The sequence below is a fragment of the Pseudoalteromonas rhizosphaerae genome (assembly GCF_028885455.1).
In the GTDB taxonomy this organism is placed as follows: domain Bacteria; phylum Pseudomonadota; class Gammaproteobacteria; order Enterobacterales; family Alteromonadaceae; genus Pseudoalteromonas; species Pseudoalteromonas rhizosphaerae.
This window is the reverse complement of the sequence record NZ_CP118496.1, coordinates 2,284,034-2,308,822: the sequence shown is the minus strand read 5'-3', so window position 1 is coordinate 2,308,822 and position 24,789 is coordinate 2,284,034. Positions and strand designations below refer to the sequence as shown.

Genomic DNA, 24,789 nt, shown 5'->3' with positions numbered 1-24,789 from the left:
CTAATTGATTAAGGATTAACTTGATCTTTAAGACCTTTACCTGCTTTAAAGCTTGGGATAGTTGCCGCTGAAATTTGGATTTCGGCACCAGTTTGTGGATTACGGCCAGTACGTGCAGCACGCTCTTTTACAGAGAAAGTTCCAAAACCAACTAGTGCAACTGAATTACCTTCTTTTAAAGAAGAAGTAACAGCACCAGTGAATGCGTCAAGTGCGCGTGTAGCTGCTGCTTTAGAGATTTCTGCATCAGTAGCGATTTTTTCAACTAATTGAGCTTTATTCATTTGTTAAATTCCTATTCGTTATTATTTTGCCTTCGCAAAACCTATCTTTATGCATTTTTTAAGTATTGGCAACAGCAAAATGCTTTTTTCACGTAAATTCTTAAAAAATGAGTAAATTTTAAATAATTGCTGAAATAAATATTGATTTAAAGATTAACCAACAATGAACTTAAGCACTATTTAGTAAATCAATATGGTAATTTGTTGATCAATCAACTTTTTCGATAACTAAGGTTACTTCCCCAACCTCAATGCCAAACTTATCAATAGCTGTACGGTTAATCAAGCGTGATTGTGTTACCAGATACATCCAATCATCTAAATTAACTTCAATGGTGTCATCTCCATAAGGTAGTTTTAGGGTATATTGCCAATGAAAAACACTGCCATTACTTTTCCCTTTCGCGATACCTATGACATCACCTGCAGTGCCAGTTAAAGTATTGTCTGCATTGAGTGTTATGTTCCACACTCGACGTTGAGTTTCACCGTCATCGTAAACAAAATCTTCCTCTATAACACCGTTATTGCCATCCCAGCTCGCATTCATGTCAACAACCATCTTACGGGTTAATTCACCTTTATAATCTTGGACAACGCCGTAGGCTTTCAATTTGCCACTAAAAAATTGTTTAAAATTAAATTCTGGCTGACTTCCTTGGTAATACTCAACATCTGGCGCAGCACAACTGCTTAATAAAAATGTGCAACTAAGTAAAAATAATGTAGTAATTCGCTTCATGTTATTGCCCTATTAGTTGTTTTCGCATTTGTGGCTCAGAGGTATCGGCGTCAAGCCAAATAGCTAAGAAGTTATCCGCAAAACCATTTTGCTCTATAGCCCCTAACTTTTTACCATTAAAATAAAATGTGCCAATACCATTTTCATCCGTAATGAACGATAGCGATTCACCTTTTTTGATATCTGGCCAAAGCGCAGCTAACTGTGCATCGTATTTACTAATAATCTCTTTTTTACCCAAATGCTGCCATTGTTCGTTTGTCGCTTTGATTATGTCCTTTGCAGCAAAATCGCGTAAATAGGTCAATGTCAGTTTAGTGGGGTGATTACCAAACTGATAGGTCCCAGATGGGGTTGCTAACTGCGCCTGATAGACATCCCAAAATAGATACTCAAAACGAGCCTCACCGACCACTTTAAAATCAGCTGCAAAGCTTCGGCTGCATATCAATACAATTAAAATGATTAGCCCTTTAGTTAATCTTGCTATCATTACCGGACTCCAAATTTCTAAGTTAAATAGTTACACCTGTATGCTCATTTGTGTTCAGAAACTAACAGGTACTTTTTGCTATATGTGTTTATCATCCTGATAAAATTGAACATAAGCGACCAAGCAAAACCATATATAAGCCAAAATTGCCAAACTACAGGATGAACCTCTAACGCCCCAAAGCGTGCACCAGCAATATAACTTGCGGGGGCAAAAACAGCACAGAGCAACATCGCTAAATACCAAGGCGTGCGATGCAAAAATTGCATTGACGTATTGATGGTTAAGAGTAAGGCACACCAAAGTAATATAAACCACAATGGAAAAGGGGATATACTAAAAGATAAAAAGCCAACCTCAACCATCAAATATTCAAAGCTTAACGAGATCATTAAGCCATAGCACAGTAACAGCATATCTTGTTGCTTTTGCTGCGACAGGCATAGCATTAGTATGATGATTAATAAAATCGGTATAATAGCGCGCTGCTCAAGGAATAATGCTAAAAACCACACTCCTTGAAACAGCAAAAAATTAATAACTGAGCGCAATGTCATCACTTGAATGGTTAAAACGCGGTTTACGAGCAACTAAATGCACTGTACTGGTTACTCGCGCCCTAAATGCGCCTTCACAGTAAGCTAAGTAAAATAACCACAATCGATAAAAACGCTGGTCGAACTTAACTTTGTCGATTTCTGGCCAGCTTGCAATAAACCGTGTGCGCCAATCAGCTAAGGTTCTTGCATAATGAACGCCGATATCGCTAATACTGTGTACCACCATGTCTGATTGATTTTTTATTTGCTTATTCATTTCATCAATACACGGTAAACAACCACCAGGGAAAATATACTGCTGAATAAAATCAGAATTTTTCAGGTAATGTTGATAGCGTTGATCAGCAATTGTAATTGCTTGGATCAGCATTGCACCACTGTCTTTGAGTAAGTCATTACATTTTTTGAAAAAGCTGGGTAGGTATTCATGACCAACCGCTTCTATCATTTCTATTGACACGAGCTTATCGTAACTGCCTTCGAGTAAACGATAATCTTGTTTCAATAAGGTTATCTTATCTTCAAGCCCCAACTGGGTAATTTTTTCTGCCACAAACGCATGTTGCTCATCAGAAATAGTTGTAGTAGTAACGTGGCAGTCATAATGTGTTGCAGCATGAATGGCAAACGCTCCCCACCCTGTGCCAATTTCAATAACCGTTTCACCGGGTTGTAAATCTACTTGTTGGCAGATTAAATCAAGCTTATGGCTTTGTGCTTGCTCAAGAGAAGCATCTTTTGATGGGTAGACAGCACTTGAGTAAAGCATTTCAGTGCTTAAAAATGATGAATACAACTCATTGCCTAAATCGTAATGAGCAACAATGTTTTTCTTTGAACCTTGCTCAGAATTTTTGTTTTTACGGTGGTTTATTCGATTGTAAAGATTACTAATAAACGCAAACTTACGTTCAAATTGGTCCAGTTGAGCCTGATTAATGGCAAAAATTTCAATCAACTGAGTTAAGTTAGTACATTCCCACTGGCCTAAAATATAAGCTTCGCCAGCTCCGACACTGCCAGAGAGCGCAAATGCTTTATACATTGCCGGATTATTAACAACTACTTTAGCCTGCAAGTGACTTTGAGGATCACCAAAGTGTTGAACGTCGTTACCATCAACTAGGGTAATCGCGCCGACTTCAATGCTATCAAACGCACCAATGACTAACTTTTTATACAGCTTACTTAACAAGCTACTTGATGCGTTATCAGCTAAACTGGATACTTTTTCCATCTCATGACCTTCATTATTTTAGCTTATCAATTCTTGCCTGAGTGACCTAAAAAAGGCACTCGCTTACAAAATAGTTTAAACGCCTGTACGTAAATTCCTTTCATCACAGTGATTGTCATAGCAGGAAAACGTTTCAGTAACGCAGTAACCGCAGCACGACTGAGTGACTGGCGTTGTAAACGCAAACTGGCAGTAAATAATAGCGTATTATCTTTTTTATTTTCTATATGGATCATAGTATTGTGCTTTGTTAAACGCACTTTCCAGTGGTAATCCATATCTAAATTCATAAATGGTGATACGGAGAAAGCCTTTTTAAAGTTCACTTTCTTGTGTAAATCAACCAAGTAATAGTGTCGCTCGTTCCAGGGGGTATTACTCACTTCAGCGACCATATAGGGAAAATCGCCATCAGCCGTTTCATAGAAGAAAAAGTTAACTGGGCTAAAATACACCCCAAAACAGCGCAGCTGTCCGAGCATATAAACATTACTAAACGGAGCAGTAATCCCCAGCTCGACAATTTTATCAATTGCTCGTTGTTTGATTGGTTGTTGAGTATCTAAATCACGATTAAGATAATCTGATTGTTTAAATTTAAGTGCTTTAAAGCCTGTTGTTCCAAGCCAAGGGTGAACACCATCAAGTTGCTGAGGAGCATTAAGATCAACCCACATCATGTACAACTGATAATTAAAGCTATGCGCTTTAATTGCTAATCGGTGATGACGAACATCACCGATTAAAAGTGCACTATTCAAATTCAACCCCAAGTTTGCGAGCAACATCTACAGCGCTTTTCACGCCGTCTTCGTGAAATCCGTTATACCAATAAGCGCCACAAAAATAACTGTTGTTGGCTCCATCAATAAGCTGTTTCTGTTGCTGAGCAGCAATAGACGTTTTATTGAATACTGGATGATGATACGTAAATTCTCGGAGTATTTTAGTTTTATCAATTCCCTCACGGTGATTAAGCGTGACACAAAATTGCGTTTTACTTGTTATGCCTTGCAAAATATTCATTTGATAAGTCACAACAGCAGCTTTATCAAGATTATCGGTAAGTAGATAATTCCAACTGGCCCATGCGGCTTTACGTTTTGGCAGCAAAGCAGTGTCAGTATGCAAAATCACTGAATTTTCAGTGTAGGGAATGGCTGATAAAATTGCTTTTTCATCAGTGCTTGGGTTTTCAAGTAAAGCGAGAGCTTGATCAGAATGACAAGCAAAAATAACTTTATCAAATTGCTCAACGGTACCATTTTTCAATCGGATCAACACCTGCTCTGGGGTGCGAAAAATAGACTGTATATCCGTGTTCAATTTTATTTTATCTTTAAAACCACTGATCAATGGATTGATATATTCCCTTGAACCACCGGGAATAACATACCACTGCGGACGATTAGTAATATCTAATAAGCCATGATTGAAAAAGAATTTTACAAAAAACTCAACCCCTACATTACTCATTTCTTTAATACTTGTTGACCAGATAGCCGCGCCCATTGGCAAAATATAATGGTAACGAAAAAAATCATTAAAACCGTGTTGGTCGAGCAACTGACCTAACATCTGCTCACTTTGGTAGTCGTTGTCATGATATAGTTTTTTACACAACGTGTTAAAACGCACAATATCACTGAGTAACTTCCAAAAGCGCGGACGAAATATATTGCGCTTTTGAGCAAACAAACTGGCAAAAGTGTGGCCATTGTATTCAAAACCAGTTTGCTGATTATGCACACTAAAACTCATTTCTGTCGGTTGTCGTTCAACGCCGATGCGCTTTAACAGCTTTTCAAAATAAGGGTAAGTGCGATCATTAAAAACAATAAAGCCAGTATCAATAGCATGCTTAACACCATCAACCTGTATATCTATCGTTGCGGTGTGCCCACCAATGTAGTTGTTTTTTTCAAATACCGTAATATCATACTTTTTGTACAACAAATGCGCGCAGCTTAATCCTGCAATTCCAGAACCTATAATTGCTATTTTTTTCAACGACTTAATCCTTTTGCAAGCATGAGCCAAATTGGCAGCGGCAACATGCGTAAACATTTTAAAATAAGGGTGAAACGATAAGGAAAATGCACCTCTTTGCGGCGCTTAGCGACCCCTTTGATAATATAATTTGCCGCTTTTTCTGCAGTAACTGCCATTGGCATTGGAAAATCGTTTTTTTGAGTCAACGGTGTTTTAACAAAGCCTGGGTGCACTAAGGTTACGTCAATATCAGCTAAATCAATGGCTAAACTTTTTGCTAAGTAACTGACCCCAGCTTTTGATGCGCCATATGCTTCAGAGCGCGGTAACGGTAAATAAGTTACGCTTGAACTGACAATCACCAACTGACCACCGGACTTTATCCTCGGTAGTAAAGCCTCAAGACAATAACCCATCGAAAGCAAATTAGTAGTAACAACGCGGGTAAACAATGCACTGTCAAAATTATGCGCATCATCGATATACTCACAATTGCCAGCATTAAGAATAACGCGATCAAATTGCGTATAAGCAACAGTGCTACTTCGTATTGCTTGTAAATCAGTAGCGTCAAACTGACAACTTTCAATATTCGTTAGTTGCGCAAGTTCGTTTAGTTTTTCTTGGTTACGCCCACAAGCGATCACTGTATCCCCGGCTTGCGCATACAGTTTCGCAAGTTGTTCACCAATACCTGATGTTGCACCTGTTATAAGCGTGATCATTATTCCGCTGCCTTATTATCTATGTATTTAATAATTGAACCGAGAATAGGGATATGTCGATAAAGTAATGCACCAGCATCAAAGTAGTCTTTATGAAGGCTGATTTTGTCACCAGTAAATGTTAACTTGCTATGGCCTGCTACGGCTATTTGCTGGCCATTGCTAAGCTTTGGATGGCGATAATACATAGTCCAGTAAACAAAAGCATTATCGCCTACACTAACAGTGTCACTGATATCAAACGTGCATTCAATAACATTACTATAAAGTTTAGCAAAATATTGATGTAAGTCAGCTAAACCATCGACTTCATGCAATGGATCAGAAAAGTGAATGTCTGCAGCATAAATATCACTCAGTAAATGTAGATTTTCTTTACTTAGCTTTTGGTATATCGCGATAAATTTATCTGTTCTGTGGTTGCTCATATCATACCTTAAATGCATCAAGCGCTCGTAAGCGAGCCGTTTTATGATCAACGATTGCTGGCCAATAAACCGCTTTTGCTTTGCCGCTTTTCGCTAAATATTCATGTGGAAAATGAATTTGCTTATTCGGCACATTTTCCAACTCCGGTATATACTTACGAATAAAATGACCATCAGGATCAAATCGCTCACTTTGAGTAATCGGGTTGAATATTCTAAAGTATGGCTGGGCATCGCAGCCGGTACTTGCAGCCCATTGCCAACCGCCATTGTTAGACGCTAAATCGCCATCGATCAAATGCTGCATAAAGAAACGTTCACCTTTACGCCAATCAATTAACAAGTGTTTGGTAAGAAAACTGGCAACCACCATTCGTAAGCGATTATGCATCCAGCCAGTTTGAATAAGCTGCCTCATAGCGGCATCAACAAGCGGGTAGCCTGTTTTACCTTCACACCAAGCAGTAAAATCAGCCTCATCAGTTCGCCACTTTACTGGGTCATATTTCTCATTAAAGTTGTTATATTTATTAAGTTTTGGATAAGCCACAATTAAATGACGATAAAACTCACGCCACACTAACTCGTTGACCCAAGTAAATAAATTGCTTTTAGAGCTACTTAAAGCATCGACATATTGTTGCTGTACAAGAGCAATTAATTGCTGAACGCTGACAATTCCTAAAGCTAAATACGGACTTAAGCCTGATGTGCCTTTAATACTTGGAATATCTCGCTGATCTTTATAGCTGAGTAATTTATCGCTGATAAAGCGGGCACAGATTTGACTTAATGACGCATCATCAACTGGCCACTTATGTGAGGAATCGTCACCGGTAAGTAACGCTGAACCTTGCCAAGGTATTGGGCTAAACATTGTCGGGGGGGCTTGAAAATAAAAATGAGTATCTTGATATTGCTTTAGCCAGGCATTTTTAAAAGGGGTGAACACCTTAAACATCTCACCACTTTGATTCAGTACCGTTCCAGGCGGTGCAACCACGTCACCATCAAACAAGGTAACTGATACTTTAAGTTTATCAGCATGATGTAAAAATGCGTTATCGCGCTCAACTTCATTAATTTCATATTCTTTATTGGCAAATAACTGCGTTACTGAATGTCGCTGGCAGAACTCGCTTAACTGCTGCACACATCCTGCGTAATTACCCGCTTCAATGATATGCAAGGTGATGCCATTATCAGCTAGTAACTGACCTAAGAAGTTTAACCTTCGTTTTAGCAAATCAATTTGTATTGAAGCAACACCATGGCGTTGCCATTGTTGCTCAGTGATAAAAAATATAGCGTCTTTACAACCATTGTCGATTGCTTGATAAAGGGCATGATTATTAAAAAGGCGCAAATCGCGCCTAAACCAAAATACAGTGTTCATTAAATTCCGTAGCGTAATTTTAGTTCGTGAGGATAAGGGTTGAAGTAAACTTGCTTTGCTAAGTATTCGTTTGGATGTACTTTCAAATGATGTTTTAAGAGTGTCAGCGGTACATACAGCGGCACTAAACCTGAGCGATATTCATCAATTGCATCTCGTAGCTCTTCTTTTTCAATTTTGGATAAATGTTTTTTAAAGTAGCCTTGTAAGTGCATTAAAGTATTGCTGTTATTTTTGCGTGATGCAGGTCTTTTCAGCGCTGCCATTAATCCTGAAATATAATCGTCAGCAAGCTGCTCAAAATCATCGCCGACATAGGTGCCCAGTAAATTACCAAGATCTTTATATGCCTGATAATTGTGAGCCATTAACAAATACTTATATTGCGCATGAAACTGCGTTAACCTATGCAGGGTTGCTGGTTGTTGACGCAACAATTGCCAGTTTTTATAAGTAAACACTCGCATTACAAAGTTTTCACGCAAGTGCATATCATTTAAACGACCATTTTCTTCACACGGTAACAATGGGTTGTGAGCCATAATTTGCGCAGCAAAAAAGCCCACACCTTCAGATGTATTACCTGTGCCTGCTTCATTGTATATTTTGATCCGTTCCATGCCGCAGCTTGGACTTTTAGCACAAAAAACAAAGCCGCTTAATTGTGCAGCCTGCTCTGTGGCAACTTTTTTACCATATTCTGTCAATTGTGGGCCAACATCACCACTGCCGTCAGGACGGCACACTTTAATAGTTGTGCCTACTTTAACTTGTCTAATTGTCGGTCTTGGGATCGGTAGACCTACCGCCACTTCGGGACAAAAGCGTTTATATTCAACATGTTTTGCGAATTCATCCATGCAAAAATTTGATTTTTTATGGCCACTATCAAACCGAACTTTCTCACCTGCAAGGCATGCACTTATGCCTATTTGAATAGTCGATTGCTGCATATACACTCCTAGTAAATCAAATTGCCAATTGGATTGAGTAACTTACTCAGTCCCTTCTTAAAGTGTAGAGCACTACTGACTACTGTGTAACATAAACAACCTTTTTCTGTGATCGGGGTATGTTGATGACGACCATCGAGCCACATAAAGTCCCCAGGCACATATTGACCCTCTTCATCACTAAACTCGCCATCAAGTAATAAAGTCAATTCGAAACCAGTGTGAGTATGTTCAGGGATTTCTCCACCAGCATCAATGTGCAATAAGCTAGAACGTAACGCACCATCATCTAGATCGATACGAGAACGTGATAATTTCCCCATTTGCATAAATTTGCTATGTGAAATACGGGCAAGAGCACGGGGCAATTGATAATTTTGCTGATTAACAAGGATACTTTGAGGCGCGACCTTGTATACCTCATCAGCAGTTACATCTGCTGTAATTGCATCAATTAATGATAATTCATCAATAGCTAAATCTGTAGTTTGAGGATGCTCATCATCAGTGCCAAACACATCTACGGCATTGTTTGCTTCAGTGCGTTGCACTTTTTCTTTACAGCAACTACACATATCAAGATGAATAGCGACGGCGACGTTTATACTTGCCGGTAATGACGCATTACAATACTGCGCTAATAGCGCATCGCTTGGGTGATGTTTAATCATTGCGGTCTCCCATTTCATTGCGTAATTTTTGTAACGCTAAACGTAAACGTGACTTCACGGTACCAATTGGAATGTTCAATTGTTCTGCAAGTTGCTCTTGTGACATATCTTGAAAATAAACGCCTTTAACCACATCGCGTTGAGCTTGGGGTAATTTATCTAGGTAATTTTTTATTTGTTGATTTTCAAGATGATCACTAAATTCATAGTCAGCATTATCATGTTGCTCAACTAACGGCCAAATATCTTCGCTAATATTATCTTCTTTATTACTTTTCATTTTTCTGAGCATATCAAATGATGCGTTTCGCATTACGGTATATACCCACGTTGTAGCAGCGCCTTTATCATTATTATAGAGATGTGCTTTTCGCCACACGGAAGTTAGCGTGTCTTGTACTAATTCCATCGCTTGTGCTTCTGAGTTAAATTGCTTGATACCAAAGCGTTTTATTTTTGGTGAAAAGTACGCAAATAAATAAGCGAATGCTTGTTTATCGCGATTAGCTGCAACCGCAGATAATGCATCAGCAAGTTCTTTGCTTGGCGTTTGTGGCATGGCAGTGTAATTACCTGTGTTAGGTTCACAACGTGTTGAAAGTTGTTGACTCACCATCATAATATTCCCATTAGTGTTCTTGCTTATTCAATACGCAGGGCAACTAAATTAAGATCATATTAATTAGGAAAATTCGTTATTAATCACAGTATGAAGGAAAGAGTGAATATTCGCAAAGTCTGATTTAAAGGCAAGCTGTTGTTTTTTATCAATTGAAATAGGTAATAATTCAAGCCATCTAGCAATAACCCAGTTCAAATCATCAAAGTGTGTCTGGCGATATAAATCGGTTAATTCTGTATTAACATCAAACAACTGCTCTAAAGCAGTTACTAAATATGTATCATCGCGATCTAAATTATGGGGTTGTTCAAACCAAAAAGGCATTGTAGGTGCTGATAGCTGACCGAAACGTAGCTGCTGCTTATCTTCAGTTACATCAGTTAACTCAACTACAGATTTAGCTACCACATCAATCAGTAATTGCCCTTGTTGATCTTGTGAAAAGTCAATAATATCCACTAAGCATCCATACTTAGGAACGTTGAGATGACTATCAACATCATACTGGCAAAGAACAAATCCATGATCATTTTTAAGTGATTCTTTTACCATATCAAGATAACGAGGTTCGAAAATTCTTAACCGCGTATACCCACTTGGTAAAATAAATACAGGTAATGGAAAGATTGCACGTTTCATAAGGCTCACTACATCAGTTTAACTATGCATTACGTTACGTGCACTGCAGCAAACAAGATCAATGTTACTGATTATTACTTATCGGTATCCCCTTAGCCTATGTTTAGCCACTGCCCTACATTACGTAACAATTCAACTGATGCATACGCACTTAACAAGCTTACAACGGGTGCTAACATTAAAGCTAATAATCCTAATTCGCTGCTCATTACTTTAACCCTCAACTTTTACTGCATTGCTAGTTGCAACGAGTTGTGATGTATTTTCAGCTACACCTACTTCAGCTGATTGCTCGCTTTGCTGAGAAAACAGTTCGGTTAACATTTTTTGCGAATCACTAAACAATGACTGTTTTAATTTGCTTTGTAATTCATTACTCGTACTTTCAATGTATTGTGCAATGCTGCTTGATAGCGTTTGAGTAATATCTAATTGACCGTCATTTGCACTTGCTTGTGTAGAACCAACAACCAAAAGTGCTGCAACAGATAGTTTAATAATGCTTTTCATGATGGTATTCCCTATTATGTTATTAAGTTAGTCGCTATTACTTAATCAAAGGTTGTGCCAACCACGAAATAAATTTTAACTAATTGTTTTTTATGCACTTTAAATCACACAAGTGCATAACCTATTGATGATGTGAATTTTAAAACCATTCAAATTGGTTAAAAAAACCAAAATATAGTCAATAAATAAGCATTGAAAGTTTCAGCGTACACTTGTACACTCAAATCCAAATTAATGTTTTATGATGAGTATGTCATGTCGGTTGAACCCGCTTATTCTAAAAAAGAAGAGCAACTTAATAGCCTGTCTCACGGCGCAGGCGTTATATTTTCATTGTTTGTATTGTGGGAGCTGATCAGCAAGACACACACGATTGAAGCAACGGTCAGTGCAATTGTTTATGGCGGTAGTTTATTGTTGCTGTTTTTATCATCTACGCTTTATCACAGCAGTAGCAGCATAGGTGCGCGGGCTTTTTATAAAAAATGTGACCACTGTGCTATTTATATTTTGATTGCAGGCACTTACACCCCTTTTTTAGTACTCTCATTAACCGGAATTTGGTCGATTTTAACGCTGGTATTTATATGGTCTTTAGCACTTGGCGGAGTGTGCTATAAATTAATGGTGAAAAAACAAAACAAAAAGGTGTCTTTATCAACATATTTATTAATGGGTTGGTTTGCAGTTGCAATTGTCTACCCGCTTTATTTAAATGTGCCAGTAAACGCACTATGGTGGTTACTCAGTGGAGGGATTTTGTATAGTCTCGGCACACTCTTTTATAGTGCTAAAAGTCGTCAATATAGCCACGCACTTTGGCATGTATTTGTGATTGCAGGCTGTGTTTGTCACTATATTGCAATCAGCCGCTATATTATTACGGTCGGTTAAATTTTTTAATTAGTCCCACTGAAATTGACGCATATTAACACGACCATTTTTAAAAATTACGCCTTCACTTTGCAGTAATTGATATTGCTTTTGGTACTGCGCTGTCCCTTCAGGAAAAGAAATTTTACCTTGGCTGTTGATCACTCTATGCCAAGGTATGCTTGAATCTTTTGGCATTAACTTTAATAACCGCCCTACTAGCCGAGCATTATTTAGCAATCCTGCCATTGCCGCTACTTGTCCATAACTGGCTACTTTTCCTGGCGGTATATTCGCCATCACAGTATAAATTTTGTCTTCTTTACTGGCTTGCATTTACGACCCTAAAAACGTTTTACTTAACTGCTTAAAATCTTGCCACACGGCTCTTGCCACGGGTCCATGATGAGTGGCATTTTGTCGGAATACTCTGATCTGTGCGCTAAAAGTATTTTCTCTGTCTAGTATTTTAATTTGTTGTAATACACCACTTTCAAGTTCATTTTGACAATGCGCTAAACTCATCATTGCCCAGCCAGCTCCCGATAATAAAAACGATTTTAAAGTTGATATATCATCAATTTTCATCATGGTAGAGCCTTTTGAATACGATAAACGATCAGAGTCAAAACTCATATCACTTTCAAACATCGCTAAACAAGGAAAGTTCTGTAATTGTTGATAAGTTACTTTATCTGGCACTAATCCTGTCACACTAACAATACCAATATCGAGCTTGCCAATCGGTAAACTTTCTAAATCGCCTGTAGCATGAAACAAATCAAACCACGGACCAATCCCTAAGTCTGCTTGTCCTTTATTAACTTGCTCAAGAGAAACAAAGCGTTTTCCGCTGGTTACACTAAACTCGGTGCTGGTATGTTTAACAAAAGCATTGCAAATAATATCGTTATACAGTGCTTGGTGACATAACTGCTCATAACAAATTTTGTAATTTGCTTCATTACCAAGTGCAAGTTCACTGGCCAGTTGTGCTAAATGTGCCTGAGCATCTAATAATAATGCTGCTTCGCGATGATAAATACGACCCTTTTCAGTTAATTGCAATCGATAATGGCTACGATCTAACAATTCAAAACCAAGCTCAGCTTCAAGTTTCTTAATAGCTAACGTTAAAGCTGGTTGCGATTTATACAGTGCTAAAGCAGCTTGCGACAAGCTTTGAGTGCGAACAATGGCATCAAGCATTTTTAACTGCACTAAGTTCATAATGGTCCAACTTAAAATCATAAATTTTATTTATGATCTTTTTAAAATTTAATAATTTTTATTTTATATGTTCGCGGCGTATGCTGCATCTAATTTATGTTTTCATAGCCACGGAGAAGACCATGAAACTGTCGCCAGTTTTAATTATATCAACATTAATACTGAGTTTAGTCGCCTGTAAAGAATCAAATACCGACACTCACGTCGAACAAGCTATTCGTCCAGTAAAACTATTTGAAATTGATACTAACTCAGATCAGACAATACGCAGTTTTCCGGCAGAAGTAGTGGCAAATCAAGGCTCTTATTTGGCGTTTAGAGTTAACGGTGAGTTATTAGAGTTCCCGGCATTGGCGGGTCAACATGTTGAAAAAGATCAACTCCTTGCCAAGTTAGACCCTGAAGATTTTCAACTGCAATATGATGAGCGAAAAGCACGTTTTGAATTGGCGCACTCGCAACTTGAACGCGTACAAAAACTATTTAATAAATCAATTACCAGTCAATCCGAACTTGATCAGGCACTTGCCAATAAACAGGTAGCTGAGTCGGCATTAAAAATTGCAAAAACCAACTTAGATAATAGCGAATTACGTGCCCCTTTTAGCGGCACCGTTTCCAAAGTGTTTGTTAAAAACTTTGAGAATATCCAAGCAAAACAAAACATTCTTCGCTTAGAAACCCGTGATTTAATGGATGTGATCATTCAAGTACCCGAAAAACTAATCGCCCGTATTGATAAAGACATTGACTATCAGCCAAGCGTGGTTTTTGACGGTTTTCCAAATAAATCATATACCTTAATGATTAAAGAATTCGACACCCAAGCAGATCCAGCCACATTAACTTACAAGGTGGTATTTTCATTACCAGTGCCTAAAGATTTTAACCTGTTGGCAGGCATGACCGGCAGTGTAGATATTGATCTAAGTAAAGTTACTCACTCGCAATCACACTATATTTTACTCCCTGTTGAAGCTGTGTTCTCTGAACCAACACAGCCTACTAATAACAGCTATGTCTGGCTATACGATCCACAGACTGGCAAGGTGAAAAAGCAAGCTGTTGAAGTTGGCCAATTACATCGACGTGGTATTGAAGTGCTTGCTGGTTTAGAGCAAGGTCAAACTGTGGTCGCCGCTGGTGTTCACTACCTTAAAGAAGGCATGCAAGTACGTCCGTGGCAAAAAGAGCGAGGCTTATAAAATGAGCATTGCTGAACTTGCCATAAAACAAAAGGTCGTCAGTTGGATGTGCGCGCTATTACTATTAATCGGTGGCGTAGTATCTTATTTAGGACTTGGTCAGCTTGAGGACCCTGAATTTACAATAAAAAAAGCCATGGTGATCACCTTATATCCTGGCGCTTCACCACAACAGGTAGAAGATGAAGTTACTTATCCGATTGAAAATGCAATTCAACAATTGCCGTATGTGGATTACGTAACCAGCATTTCATCTCCAGGGAAATCACAAATTACCGTTAAAATGAAAAGCAACTATCGCAAACAAGACTTACGACAAATTTGGGATGAGCTACGGCGCAAGATTAACGATAACGCTTCATCACTGCCAAGTGGTGTATACCCAAGTACCATTTTAGATGATTTTGGCGACGTATACGGCGTAATGTATGCCGTCACTGGCGATGGTTACTCTTATGACGAACTAAAAAACTATGTTGATTACTTAAAGCGCGAACTGGTACTCGTTGACGGCGTAGGTAAAGTGACCGTCAGTGGTGAACAACAAGCACAGGTGATAGTTGAAATATCGACGCGTAAGCTGGCGCAGCTTGGTATTGCACCAACTAGAATTTATCAATTATTGCAATCACAAAATACCGTATCGAATGCAGGTAAAATACGCGTAGGCGATGAATCAATTAGACTGCACCCAACAGGCGAATTCAAAGACGTAAAAGAGCTCGAAAATCTACTGATCTCAAAACCAGGTGAAAATGAACTGATTTACCTCGGTGACGTTGCAACGGTGTTTCGTGAATACGCCGAAGTACCTAATAATGTAATCCGTTTTAACCAGCAGCAAGCCTTGCTCGTTGGCGTATCGTTTAGCAGTGGTGTAAACGTTGTGGATATAGGCGATAACATTAAAGCGCATTTAGCATCGCTTGAATATCAGCGCCCCCATGGCATGGAAATAAATACCGTTTATAACCAACCTGTTGAAGTCGAAAAATCAGTCAATGGCTTTATCATCAGTTTACTCGAAGCTGTCGCTATCGTTATTGTTGTCCTGCTTGTCTTTATGGGCTTTAAAAGTGGCGTACTGATCGGGGCAATTTTATTGCTGACCGTATTAGGAACATTCATTTTCATGAAACTGTTTGCGATTGATTTACAACGTATCTCTTTAGGTGCACTGATCATTGCATTAGGAATGTTGGTTGATAACGCCATCGTAGTCACTGAAGGTATTTTAATAAACCTAAAGCGAGGGCAAACAAAGATAAAAGCAGCGGCTAATATAGTGGAGCAAACAAAGTGGCCTTTACTTGGCGCAACCGTGATTGCTATTACTGCATTTGCGCCAATTGGCTTAAGCTCTGACGCTAGTGGGGAATTTGCCGGCAGCTTATTTTGGGTATTATTTATCTCATTATTATTAAGCTGGATCACTGCCATTACCTTAACTCCTTTCTTTGCTGACTTAATGTTTAAAGAAACAGAGCTCAAGCAGCAAAGCCATGATGAAGACCCATATCAAGGTGTGATCTTTAATCTATATAAAAGTTTATTAAGCACCTCGATGCGTTTTCGTAAAACCACTTTATTGTTGATGGTCGTTTTATTAGCTAGCTCTGTTTTTGGCTTTAAGTTTATTAAACAAGCGTTTTTTCCAGCTTCTAACACGCCAATGTTTTACGTAGATTATTGGCATACACAAGGAGCTGATATTCATGCCACTTTAGATGGCGTCGCCAAACTCGAAGCATTCTTACAAAAAGATGAGCTGGTCGAAGAAGTAACATCAACGATAGGCCAAGGCGCACCACGGTTTATGTTGACCTACGCACCTGAAAAATCATACCCAGCTTATGGTCAATTAATTATCCGTGTAAAAGACCGCGAAGCAGTGGCGACGATGATTGCAAAAGTTCGCGACTATGAATACAACCATGTATTTGATGCCAAGCTTAAAATAAAACGTATGGAAATAGGCCCTTCTACTGATGCTAAAATAGAAGCGCGTTTTTCGGGGGCTGATCCAGTAGTGCTTCGCCAATTAGCTAAACAAGCAAAAGAAGTGCTAGCAAAAGATGCCGGTGCTTATAATATTCGTGATGATTGGCGTGAACGCTCAAAACTCATTCGCCCGCAACTTAACGAACAAAAAGCACGGCGTCTGGGTATCGCTAAAACAGACTTGGACCAACTATTATTAACCAGTTTTTCCGGTAAAAAAGTCGGCATTTACAAAGATGGTACTCAACAGATCCCCATTATTGCCCGCTCACCTGCACAAGAGCGTCTTAATGTTGAAAGCCTCCGTGACCTACAAATATACAGCCCAGTATTAGGCGTATTCGTGCCAATTACTCAAGTGGTGGATGAGTTTGTTGTACAGTGGGAAGACAGCCTAATAATGCGCCGCGATCGCAAACGTACTATTACAGTAATGGCCGATCATGACGTAATAGGCGATGAAACACCCGCTAAACTATTTTCAAGAGTCAGGCCAGGTATTGAAGCAATTAAACTCCCTAATGGCTATGAATTACAATGGGGCGGTGAGTTTGAATCATCAACAAAGGCAAAAAAAGCTATTTTTGGCTCGTTACCTTTGGGCTATTTAGCGATGTTTGCAGTCACTGTGTTGCTATTTAACTCAGTAAAAAAACCACTGGTTATTTGGGCCACAGTACCTTTAGCAATCATCGGTGTCAGCGCCGGCTTGCTAGTGATGAACGCCGCATTTAGTTTTATGGCGCTACTTGGGTTATTAAGCTTAAGCGGTATGTTGATTAAAAATGGCATTGTGTTGGTAGATCAGATCAACCTTGAGCTCAGTGAAGGTAAAGAGCCTTATCAAGCAGTATTTGATTCCGGTGTAAGCCGTGTGCGCCCCGTTGCGATGGCAGCAATCACCACCATTTTAGGAATGATCCCATTATTATTTGATGTGTTCTTCCAATCAATGGCGGTGACGATTATGTTTGGTTTAGGCTTTGCAACCGTGTTGACATTAATCGTAGTGCCGGTGCTTTATACCGTGCTATTTAAAATTGAGGTGCCAAAAGCAAAATAACTGAGGTTTAAATAAAACCAGGAGCACAATTTATGTTGTTTCTGGTTTTACAATTTGATCTTATTTTTTAAGGCTTAATGTGCCTGTGCGAGTGGTGCTATTTCTTCTTGCAGGTTTGGCGTTAGTTTGGTCATTTTTAGAATCAAAACGGCCTTGTTTGACATGCTTAGCAAAATCACGCTTTTTATCGTTTTCTTTGTAAGGCGTGCGTGCTTGTTTCGGCTTGCTGATATTCGCAGATTGTTTGTTCTCATCCACTGATAACTCTTCGGTTTTGCCCGAGTCGGCAATCGAATTATTAATCTCAGCCATTTCTTGCTCAGTTAAATGGCGCCACTGGCCAACATTTAAGCCTTTTAACGTGACATTCATAATACGTACGCGTTTTAAGGTGACCACTTCATAGCCCAAGTACTCGCACATACGACGAATTTGACGATTCAAACCTTGCGTTAATACAATAGTAAATTGTTGCGGTCCTGTTTGTGTAACTTTGCATTTTTTCGTGACTGTATCTAAAATTGGTAAACCACCTGCCATCTTATTCACAAACTGACGATTTAATGGCTTGTCGACTGTAACAACATATTCTTTTTCATGATTATTGCCAGCACGAAGAATTTTATTGACGATATCCCCTTCATTTGTCAGAAATATCAACCCTTCTGATGGCCGATCTAAGCGACCAATTGGAAAAATACGATCTGGGTAGTTAACCGCTTTGACGATATTACTTTGAATTTTACGCTCAGTTGTACAGGTTATACCAACGGGTTTGTTGTAAGCGATGTACGCCCGTTTCGGCACTTTCTTCAGCGGCTTACCATCAATCAGTACCGTGTCAGACAATGCTACTTTGACACCCATTTCCGGTCGTATACCATTGACAGTAACACGACCATCTTCAATATATTTATCCGCTTCGCGTCGTGAACAAAAACCGGTGTCACTAATAAATTTATTTAATCGTTTTAAGTCTGTCATGAGCCAAATTCACATTAATTTTAAAGGCCGATATTGTATACCCAAACCACCTTAAGATGCGAGCGCAGTTGAAATAAACATCCCCGGGGCAAGCCCTTCTGCTAACGCAGAACTCACTTCGTGAGCGGGGTATTTGGTTAGAACATAGCTAACTGATGATCCGAATGGAGTTGGTCATAATTATTTCCTTGGTTTTTCACATACTTTCTTATCATTGATTCGTCACCATGTTTTCCTACCGTACTTGCAAAATAACCATCTGACCAAAACTCTCCACCCCATAACTGCTTTTTAACATGAGGGCACTTTTTAAAAACCTCTCTTGCCGTTAAACTTTTAATCATCGTTACCAACTTTGTAATGCTGTAGGTTGGTACTGACTGAACTAAAAAATGAATATGATCTTCATCCGTCCCAATTTCTAAAAATTTGATTTCGTAACGTTTTTCTATTTCAACACAAATTTCTGTGATTGCCCTATCAACTCCCACATCAAGAACTGCTCTTCTATATTTTGCAGGGAAAACTAAGTGATAAAGTAAAACTGTCACATTGTGGCTTTTATGTATAAATTCGCTCATTACTCAATACTACGCCGCAAGCGGCGGGGAATAAACCCGAAGAGATTTAAAAGCGATTTAGACAAGGCACAGATTGCAAACAATAGAAGCCACTTGTTAAAATTAATCACGCAGTATAAAGCGCTGTTAAACCAACTATTAGCCTTTTCACAGCAAGCACCTAATCGGTTTGTTTATACTTAAACGATTGCTCTGTTTTACGGTATGTAGGTTTGCGCTAATTTTAACCTACAGTGACAGAGAAAAAATTACCACACTATTTACAGTAGCTTCAACTCAAGCAGCATTTGTATACTTTCGCCAAATAAATTCCATTGGACCTTGCTTAAAATAACGCGAATAAATCACACTAAAGCTAAGTTGAAAAATGACTAAACCACTCACTAATACGTAATATTCTAAATGATTAAAGCTGAGCACCCAGTGCGGATAAAAAACTTTAAACAACACTAACAAGCAAATAGTTTGCATTAGATATAAAGTTAATGCGAGCCTTCCTGCACGCTGCAATGCAATAAAGTGAAAGTCATGTTTTGTCGTCAGCCTTACCACAAAATGAATAATTAATAGGGCTGTGAATAATGCTGCAAACCAGCTTACGGGTTCTTTTAATGCACTAATAAATAAGCTAGATTGATATTCAAAACTGATCCTAATCGCACTTAACAGTAGCGCAATTGCCAATACTCTGATTTTGCTTAATTTAGTTAAACCAGTCTCAAACAGTTTATTTTTATAGCCATAAATACCGAATAGCATTAATCCTGCAGCCATCCACAAAGTGATCAGCGGAAGTGCAATGAGCATCACGATAAACATCACACTATTATTGACAAAAATAGTTAATGCCGATCCTCGTGAAGCATTATAACTTGCTAAAAAATCGGCCGAATCTCGATAGATAGTCAGTGTGGGGTCAACTAAGGCTATCAAAAACGTTATCGCTGCGGCTAGTGATAGAAATTGCCAACCGCGTTTTAATAACATCTCGTCACTCGCATCAAGGTATTGTATGACCAACCACCCTGCGCATGCATAGATAAACAAAATATCACCAGCCCACAACAAAAAGCCATGTAGTAAACCAAACACGGCTAATACTTTTAAGCGTTTTTGCAATTGCTCAACCTGCTGGTAACGCTGCCACTGAATATATAATCCAGCACCAAAGAGTAAGCAAAATAAGCTGCGAAAGCGGCCGTCAATAACACTAAGGCTCACCCATTGAATAACATGATCCGAAAAAGGCGGGGACTGTAATGGTACGTAACCAAATTCAAATAAACCGAAGGAATAGGCATTCATGTACATTAAGCCGAGCACAGCAACACCACGAATAACATCCATATTTTGATTACGCATTATTGAGCTCGACTTGTTAGTTGTGCTTATGTATGTTTGACCAGTCTAGCGCATCTCTATAAAACTTCGGTAGTAAATCACTATTTATGTTAATAAATACAACTGCTTGCTCCATAGCCCACCAGCTACCTGATTCATACGCTTTTACTGTTGCAAGGATATAATACAGGGTGTTTTTTTCTTCCATTAGAGCGTCTTTGATTGGTTCTGGAAATGGTAAACGAAGGAGTAATTGCTCCATTGGGCGATCTAATATTGCATCCAACAACGAAAAAAGACCGGTTAAAAAGGCACTATTCGCTTGCGAAGGCGCTATCTTTTTCGCTATCAGCTCACAAAATCGGGCCCGAATGATACACATTTTGATCAATTCGTTAGGTTTCGTTTGTGCAACGTGAGCGGTGATAATCAAGCTAACAAACTTCTTTATATGATCATGACCTAAATAAACTAAAGCCTGTTTGAGTGACTCTATTTCTTTTTGGACAGGAAACACACCGCTGTTGATCAATCTTAATAACTTAAATGCTAACGCTGTATCTAATTGAAACAATCGCGCAATCGCATTGATATCAGGATGCTCTTTCATAACTTGTGCATAGATGGTCAAGGCTAATGCATAGTTTATATCAATGTCTCTTTGTTGAATGACTACCGGCTTGGCAAAAAAATAACCCTGAAAATAATCAAAGCCCATCTTATGAGCTATTTTAAAATCATCAATAGTTTCGACTTTTTCGGCAAGCAACTTTAGCTTTTTGTATTTTTGCAGCCGTCGAATAAGCGGTTCAATTTGCTGCAAAGGAGTTATTTGAATATCAAATTTGATTAATTTAACAAGTTTTAAAAACCTTTCCCACTTAGGCTCATATACAAAATCGTCAAGTGCTAACACAAAGTTTTTATGAAACAGCGCACGACATAGCTGGTAGTTTTCTTCAGTCGGCTCAATTGTTTCGAGCAACTCAAGTACCACATCTTGCGAAGGCAAAAATGCACATAAATCCATTTTTAAAGAATCAGGACCGATATTTATCAGTGCTTTTTTACCAGAAGTAATATGTCGAGTGCCAAAATTAAGCTGATTTTCCATGATCAGTTTCGCCGTTGCGACACTTTCTTCAATATCCGGAAAATAATTATCACTACTATTACGAAACAACAATTCGTAGGCAACTACATGTTGACGACGATTGAATATTGCTTGGCGCGCAACAAATACTTGCACTTTTTCACCCTTAAACTCGACTATTGATGGTTAGTTACAAAATAAAAAACAATACTAAGTAACTAAATCATAATGTTATTACAATCCATTATAGCTAGTAAGATGATAAATAGCAGTATTAATTATAAAGTTTACTAATATAGTCCTTTGCTACGTGGGACCATGTAAAGCGAGCAGCCTTTGCATTGCTGACAATTTCGACCCATTGTTTAGGTTGTTCTTGTTTCAGAGTAAGAGTATTAGCAAAGCACGTTACTAGCGCCTCGCTTTGTGTTTGTAATGTGTCACCACTAAAACTAAAACCATTTTCCATATGTGTAATGGTATCCTTTAAGCCACCAACTTGGTGCACTAAACAAGGCTGTCCAGCTCGCATAGCTAGCATTTGGCTAATACCGCACGGTTCAAAGGAGCTTGGCATCAAGAATAAGTCTCCTAACTCATACAGTAATTCGCCAACGTTATTACCATAACCCCTTAAAAACAATAGGTTACTATTACGCGCCATGGCGGCTGTCATGACATCTTCAAGAGCCGTGTCACCGGAACCTAAAATTATCATACGTCCTTGCTGTTCATTTAACTTTTCACACAATGCATCAAGCACTTGCTGGTTTTCGTAGGGTTGGCGCAGTAACAAAGCTTTTTGATCGGTTAGGCGTCCAACACTGGTGACTAAAGGCCCTTTAACTGGCTGCTCAATAAACTGCTGTAACCGCTGATGAGCTATATAGTAACTGCTTTGCAGGTTAACTTCTTTAGCCATCCAAGCAAACAATGCCTGCTCTATTTCAAAGTATAATTGTGATAACGTACTGCTTATCTGTGCATTTTGATTGTGCTCAGTGTACTCACAGCCATTTAATATTCCGACGACTTTATTGTTTGCCATCGCATTATTCAAATCGCGCTCTAAACCTTCGCCACCAAAAAAGCCGTTATGCGGTGCACTGGCTTGCAATACTTCTAGTGCGTAGCTTGGAGATACTAAATGTATCTTATCAACTAAATTGATAGCGCTGCGCATCGGATTAAAGCAATGAGGATAACGCGGATCGCATAATACCTCGCCGTTATAACTTAACGCCGGAAACCATGCTTCTAAACTTGAATCATCTCCTTTGAATGGGCGGATCCCTTGCAGTGCAATATTGTGTACTGTAAATATACTACGCAAAGAAGAAAAAGATGCAAACCGATGATCAAACTTTAACAATACCGCCACACACGCACTGTGCCAATCATGCAAATGCAACACATCGGGACGGGTGATAACACCTTGCAATAGCGCTTCACACACTGCAGCATTAAATAATGCAAACTTAGTGGCATCAGTGGCAAAAGGTCGGTCACCATCATCATTACAGTATACAGCGCCATGGTGCTGGCTAAATAACGGATGTGACATTACTAATTGCCTGACTTGCTGCTGATCTACATATACTTGCGACACTTGAACATCATAAATATATCCTGCAAAGGGCACATGGAGCGTGCCTAATTGCACACGCTCTAACGCGGTAAAACCATAATCTGGAATAACCACGTCAACGGTTAAGCCAAGCTCCGCTAATGCTTTGGGACAATCTCGTAGTACATCTGCAACACCACCCACTTTGGCATTTGGTAAAGCGTCATTTTCGGCCGCAACCATTAATACATGCATCTTTTTCTTACTTCCTACAACTGTATGATATTTAAGCTAACTGTTTACTCTCACGCTCTTGGCGCTCAAGCTTTTTGGAAAGTTCTGTGAGCATTTCACGAGTCACTAATACTATGCCCTTTTTAGACACTCTAAAACCATTTTCCTCGTCGACTTTACGATCAAAACCGATTTCAACACCCGCAGGCACTTCACAACCGCGGTCGATAATAGCACGACGAATGCGACAATTACGTTGAATAATTGCACCTGGTAATATCACCGACTCTTCAATTTCACAGTATGAACGAATATGTACATTAGAAAATAACAGTGATTTACGAACCACCGAGCCTGAAATGATACAGCCGCCTGATACGGTTGAATCTACAGCCATGCCACGTCTGTCGTCATTATCAAAAATAAACTTAGCGGGTGGCAGTTGTTCTTGGTAGGTCCAAATAGGCCAAGTTGGATCGTATAAATCCAGCTGTGGTTCTGGCATCACCAGCTCCATGTTTGCTTCCCAAAATGAGTCCAGTGTACCCACATCGCGCCAATAAGGTTGGCCGTCATGACCAGGCTCTCGAAATGGAAAAGCAAATACATTATGCTCTTCAATAATTGCCGGAATAATATCATGGCCAAAATCACGGCCTGAACCTTCGTTTTCTGCGTCTTTTTTTAGTTGTTCAAATAAGAACTCAGTATTAAATACATAATTACCCATTGATGCTAAGCAAGTCCCCGGACGACCAGGAATTGAACTTGGCATTTTCGGTTTTTCGTCAAAACGACGCACTCGCTTTTCTTCATCTACCGTCATCACACCAAATGTTTCTGCAGCTTCCTCGCAGGGAACTTCTATACAGCACACTGTCATGTCCGCACCAGTTTCTACATGTTTTGCCAATAAGCCACCGTAATCCATACGGTAAACATGATCGCCAGATAAAATCATTACATATTTAGGTAACTCATGACGGATAATATCCATATTTTGAAACACCGCATCAGCAGTGCCGCAATACCATTCGTCACCATAACGCTGTGATGCAGGTAATATCTCTACAGATTCACCCAGTTCCTTTTTAAAATGACCCCATGCACGGTTAACATGGCGGATCAGCGAGTGCGATTTATATTGTGTTGCAATCCCAACACGACGAATACCTGAATTAATACAGTTTGATAGCGGGAAATCGATAATACGATGTTTGCCACCAAAATAAACCGCCGGTTTGGCCCGCCAATTTGTTAATTCATGTAAGCGTGAACCTCTGCCCCCTGCTAAAATCAGTGCGTAGGTTTCTCGTGTCAGACTACTTATGTAGCGATTTGCATAACTTGGCATAATTTATCTCC

General features: G+C 39.1%; 26 protein-coding genes. 3 read left to right on the top strand and 23 right to left on the bottom strand.

Annotation, left to right across the window (positions count from 1 at the left end; genetic code table 11):
- Positions 1-8: 8 nt before the first annotated feature.
- From PVK79_RS09815 to PVK79_RS09745, 15 genes are all read right to left on the bottom strand, one after another.
- Positions 9-284: an HU family DNA-binding protein gene (locus tag PVK79_RS09815; RefSeq protein WP_145235830.1), complete on the bottom strand. Its 276-nt coding sequence runs from the start codon at positions 282-284 to the stop codon at positions 9-11.
- Positions 285-492: 208 nt separating this feature from the next.
- Positions 493-1,026, bottom strand: coding sequence for a DUF3833 domain-containing protein (locus tag PVK79_RS09810; protein ID WP_145235836.1), 534 nt, complete (start codon positions 1,024-1,026; stop codon positions 493-495).
- Position 1,027: 1 nt separating this feature from the next.
- Positions 1,028-1,519 carry a chalcone isomerase family protein gene (locus tag PVK79_RS09805; RefSeq protein ID WP_145235840.1) on the bottom strand — a complete coding sequence of 164 codons (492 nt, stop codon included), beginning with the start codon at positions 1,517-1,519 and terminating at the stop codon, positions 1,028-1,030.
- Positions 1,520-1,563: 44 nt separating this feature from the next.
- Positions 1,564-2,076 (bottom strand): DUF2878 domain-containing protein, encoded by a 513-nt coding sequence (locus PVK79_RS09800; RefSeq protein ID WP_145235843.1) that lies wholly within the window; start codon positions 2,074-2,076, stop codon positions 1,564-1,566.
- The gene (locus tag PVK79_RS09795) at positions 2,054-3,316 is read right to left on the bottom strand and encodes an SAM-dependent methyltransferase (RefSeq protein WP_145235846.1); all 1,263 of its coding nucleotides are present in this window, start codon (positions 3,314-3,316) and stop codon (positions 2,054-2,056) included. The genes PVK79_RS09800 and PVK79_RS09795 overlap by 23 nt, the downstream gene beginning before the upstream one ends.
- A gap of 26 nt (positions 3,317-3,342) precedes the next feature.
- Entirely contained in the window at positions 3,343-4,077 is a 735-nt protein-coding gene (locus PVK79_RS09790; RefSeq protein WP_145235849.1) for a DUF1365 domain-containing protein, read from the bottom strand.
- Entirely contained in the window at positions 4,070-5,326 is a 1,257-nt protein-coding gene (locus PVK79_RS09785; protein WP_257326564.1) for an NAD(P)/FAD-dependent oxidoreductase, read from the bottom strand. Before PVK79_RS09785 ends, PVK79_RS09790 begins: the two co-directional genes overlap by 8 nt.
- Positions 5,323-6,033, bottom strand: a complete 711-nt coding sequence (locus tag PVK79_RS09780) for an SDR family NAD(P)-dependent oxidoreductase (RefSeq protein ID WP_169018644.1) — start codon at positions 6,031-6,033, stop codon at positions 5,323-5,325. Before PVK79_RS09780 ends, PVK79_RS09785 begins: the two co-directional genes overlap by 4 nt.
- A complete protein-coding gene (locus PVK79_RS09775) occupies positions 6,033-6,461 on the bottom strand; it encodes a nuclear transport factor 2 family protein (RefSeq protein WP_182734157.1) in 429 nt (142 codons plus the stop codon). The genes PVK79_RS09780 and PVK79_RS09775 overlap by 1 nt, the downstream gene beginning before the upstream one ends.
- Before the next feature lies 1 nt (position 6,462).
- Positions 6,463-7,857 carry a deoxyribodipyrimidine photo-lyase gene (phrB, locus tag PVK79_RS09770; RefSeq protein WP_182760060.1) on the bottom strand — a complete coding sequence of 465 codons (1,395 nt, stop codon included), beginning with the start codon at positions 7,855-7,857 and terminating at the stop codon, positions 6,463-6,465.
- Positions 7,857-8,810, bottom strand: a complete 954-nt coding sequence (locus PVK79_RS09765) for a YbgA family protein (protein WP_182760061.1) — start codon at positions 8,808-8,810, stop codon at positions 7,857-7,859. The genes phrB and PVK79_RS09765 overlap by 1 nt, the downstream gene beginning before the upstream one ends.
- 8 nt (positions 8,811-8,818) lie before the next feature.
- The gene (locus PVK79_RS09760; RefSeq protein WP_257326562.1) at positions 8,819-9,481 is read right to left on the bottom strand and encodes a ChrR family anti-sigma-E factor; all 663 of its coding nucleotides are present in this window, start codon (positions 9,479-9,481) and stop codon (positions 8,819-8,821) included.
- A complete protein-coding gene (locus PVK79_RS09755; protein ID WP_145236307.1) occupies positions 9,474-10,097 on the bottom strand; it encodes a sigma-70 family RNA polymerase sigma factor in 624 nt (207 codons plus the stop codon). Before PVK79_RS09755 ends, PVK79_RS09760 begins: the two co-directional genes overlap by 8 nt.
- Before the next feature lie 66 nt (positions 10,098-10,163).
- Positions 10,164-10,742, bottom strand: coding sequence for an LON peptidase substrate-binding domain-containing protein (locus tag PVK79_RS09750; RefSeq protein ID WP_145235874.1), 579 nt, complete (start codon positions 10,740-10,742; stop codon positions 10,164-10,166).
- 213 nt (positions 10,743-10,955) lie between these two features.
- Positions 10,956-11,252, bottom strand: a complete 297-nt coding sequence (locus PVK79_RS09745) for a hypothetical protein (RefSeq protein WP_145235879.1) — start codon at positions 11,250-11,252, stop codon at positions 10,956-10,958.
- A gap of 255 nt (positions 11,253-11,507) precedes the next feature.
- On the opposite strand from PVK79_RS09745, the gene trhA reads away from it, so the two are divergent.
- Positions 11,508-12,146: a PAQR family membrane homeostasis protein TrhA gene (gene trhA, locus PVK79_RS09740; protein WP_145235882.1), complete on the top strand. Its 639-nt coding sequence runs from the start codon at positions 11,508-11,510 to the stop codon at positions 12,144-12,146.
- Positions 12,147-12,155: 9 nt separating this feature from the next.
- Here the strand turns inward: trhA and PVK79_RS09735 are convergent, their stop codons facing one another.
- Positions 12,156-12,461 (bottom strand): MGMT family protein, encoded by a 306-nt coding sequence (locus PVK79_RS09735; RefSeq protein WP_145235885.1) that lies wholly within the window; start codon positions 12,459-12,461, stop codon positions 12,156-12,158.
- Positions 12,462-13,355 carry a LysR family transcriptional regulator gene (locus PVK79_RS09730; RefSeq protein ID WP_145235888.1) on the bottom strand — a complete coding sequence of 298 codons (894 nt, stop codon included), beginning with the start codon at positions 13,353-13,355 and terminating at the stop codon, positions 12,462-12,464.
- Positions 13,356-13,477: 122 nt separating this feature from the next.
- Here PVK79_RS09730 and PVK79_RS09725 point away from each other — a divergent pair, with 122 nt between their 5' ends.
- Together PVK79_RS09725 and PVK79_RS09720 are read left to right on the top strand one after the other, a co-directional pair.
- The gene (locus PVK79_RS09725; RefSeq protein ID WP_145235892.1) at positions 13,478-14,560 is read left to right on the top strand and encodes an efflux RND transporter periplasmic adaptor subunit; all 1,083 of its coding nucleotides are present in this window, start codon (positions 13,478-13,480) and stop codon (positions 14,558-14,560) included.
- A gap of 1 nt (position 14,561) precedes the next feature.
- A complete protein-coding gene (locus PVK79_RS09720; protein WP_257326560.1) occupies positions 14,562-17,624 on the top strand; it encodes an efflux RND transporter permease subunit in 3,063 nt (1,020 codons plus the stop codon).
- Positions 17,625-17,684: 60 nt separating this feature from the next.
- On the opposite strand, the gene rluF is transcribed toward PVK79_RS09720, so the two are convergent.
- The 6 genes from rluF to glgC all read right to left on the bottom strand — a co-directional run bounded on the left by rluF (position 17,685) and on the right by glgC (position 24,778).
- Entirely contained in the window at positions 17,685-18,608 is a 924-nt protein-coding gene (rluF, locus tag PVK79_RS09715; RefSeq protein ID WP_182731591.1) for a 23S rRNA pseudouridine(2604) synthase RluF, read from the bottom strand.
- Positions 18,609-18,745: 137 nt separating this feature from the next.
- On the bottom strand, positions 18,746-19,189 hold the full coding sequence (tnpA, locus tag PVK79_RS09710; protein ID WP_182700879.1) for an IS200/IS605 family transposase: 444 nt from the start codon (positions 19,187-19,189) through the stop codon (positions 18,746-18,748).
- Between the two features lie 276 nt (positions 19,190-19,465).
- Positions 19,466-20,551: a DUF418 domain-containing protein gene (locus tag PVK79_RS09705; protein ID WP_257326559.1), complete on the bottom strand. Its 1,086-nt coding sequence runs from the start codon at positions 20,549-20,551 to the stop codon at positions 19,466-19,468.
- 16 nt (positions 20,552-20,567) lie between these two features.
- Positions 20,568-21,779 (bottom strand): EAL and HDOD domain-containing protein, encoded by a 1,212-nt coding sequence (locus PVK79_RS09700; protein WP_182731590.1) that lies wholly within the window; start codon positions 21,777-21,779, stop codon positions 20,568-20,570.
- Positions 21,780-21,897: 118 nt separating this feature from the next.
- Positions 21,898-23,445 carry a glycogen synthase gene (locus PVK79_RS09695; RefSeq protein WP_257326558.1) on the bottom strand — a complete coding sequence of 516 codons (1,548 nt, stop codon included), beginning with the start codon at positions 23,443-23,445 and terminating at the stop codon, positions 21,898-21,900.
- Between the two features lie 31 nt (positions 23,446-23,476).
- Positions 23,477-24,778 carry a glucose-1-phosphate adenylyltransferase gene (gene glgC / locus PVK79_RS09690; protein ID WP_145235911.1) on the bottom strand — a complete coding sequence of 434 codons (1,302 nt, stop codon included), beginning with the start codon at positions 24,776-24,778 and terminating at the stop codon, positions 23,477-23,479.
- Between the last annotated feature and the right edge of the window lie 11 nt (positions 24,779-24,789).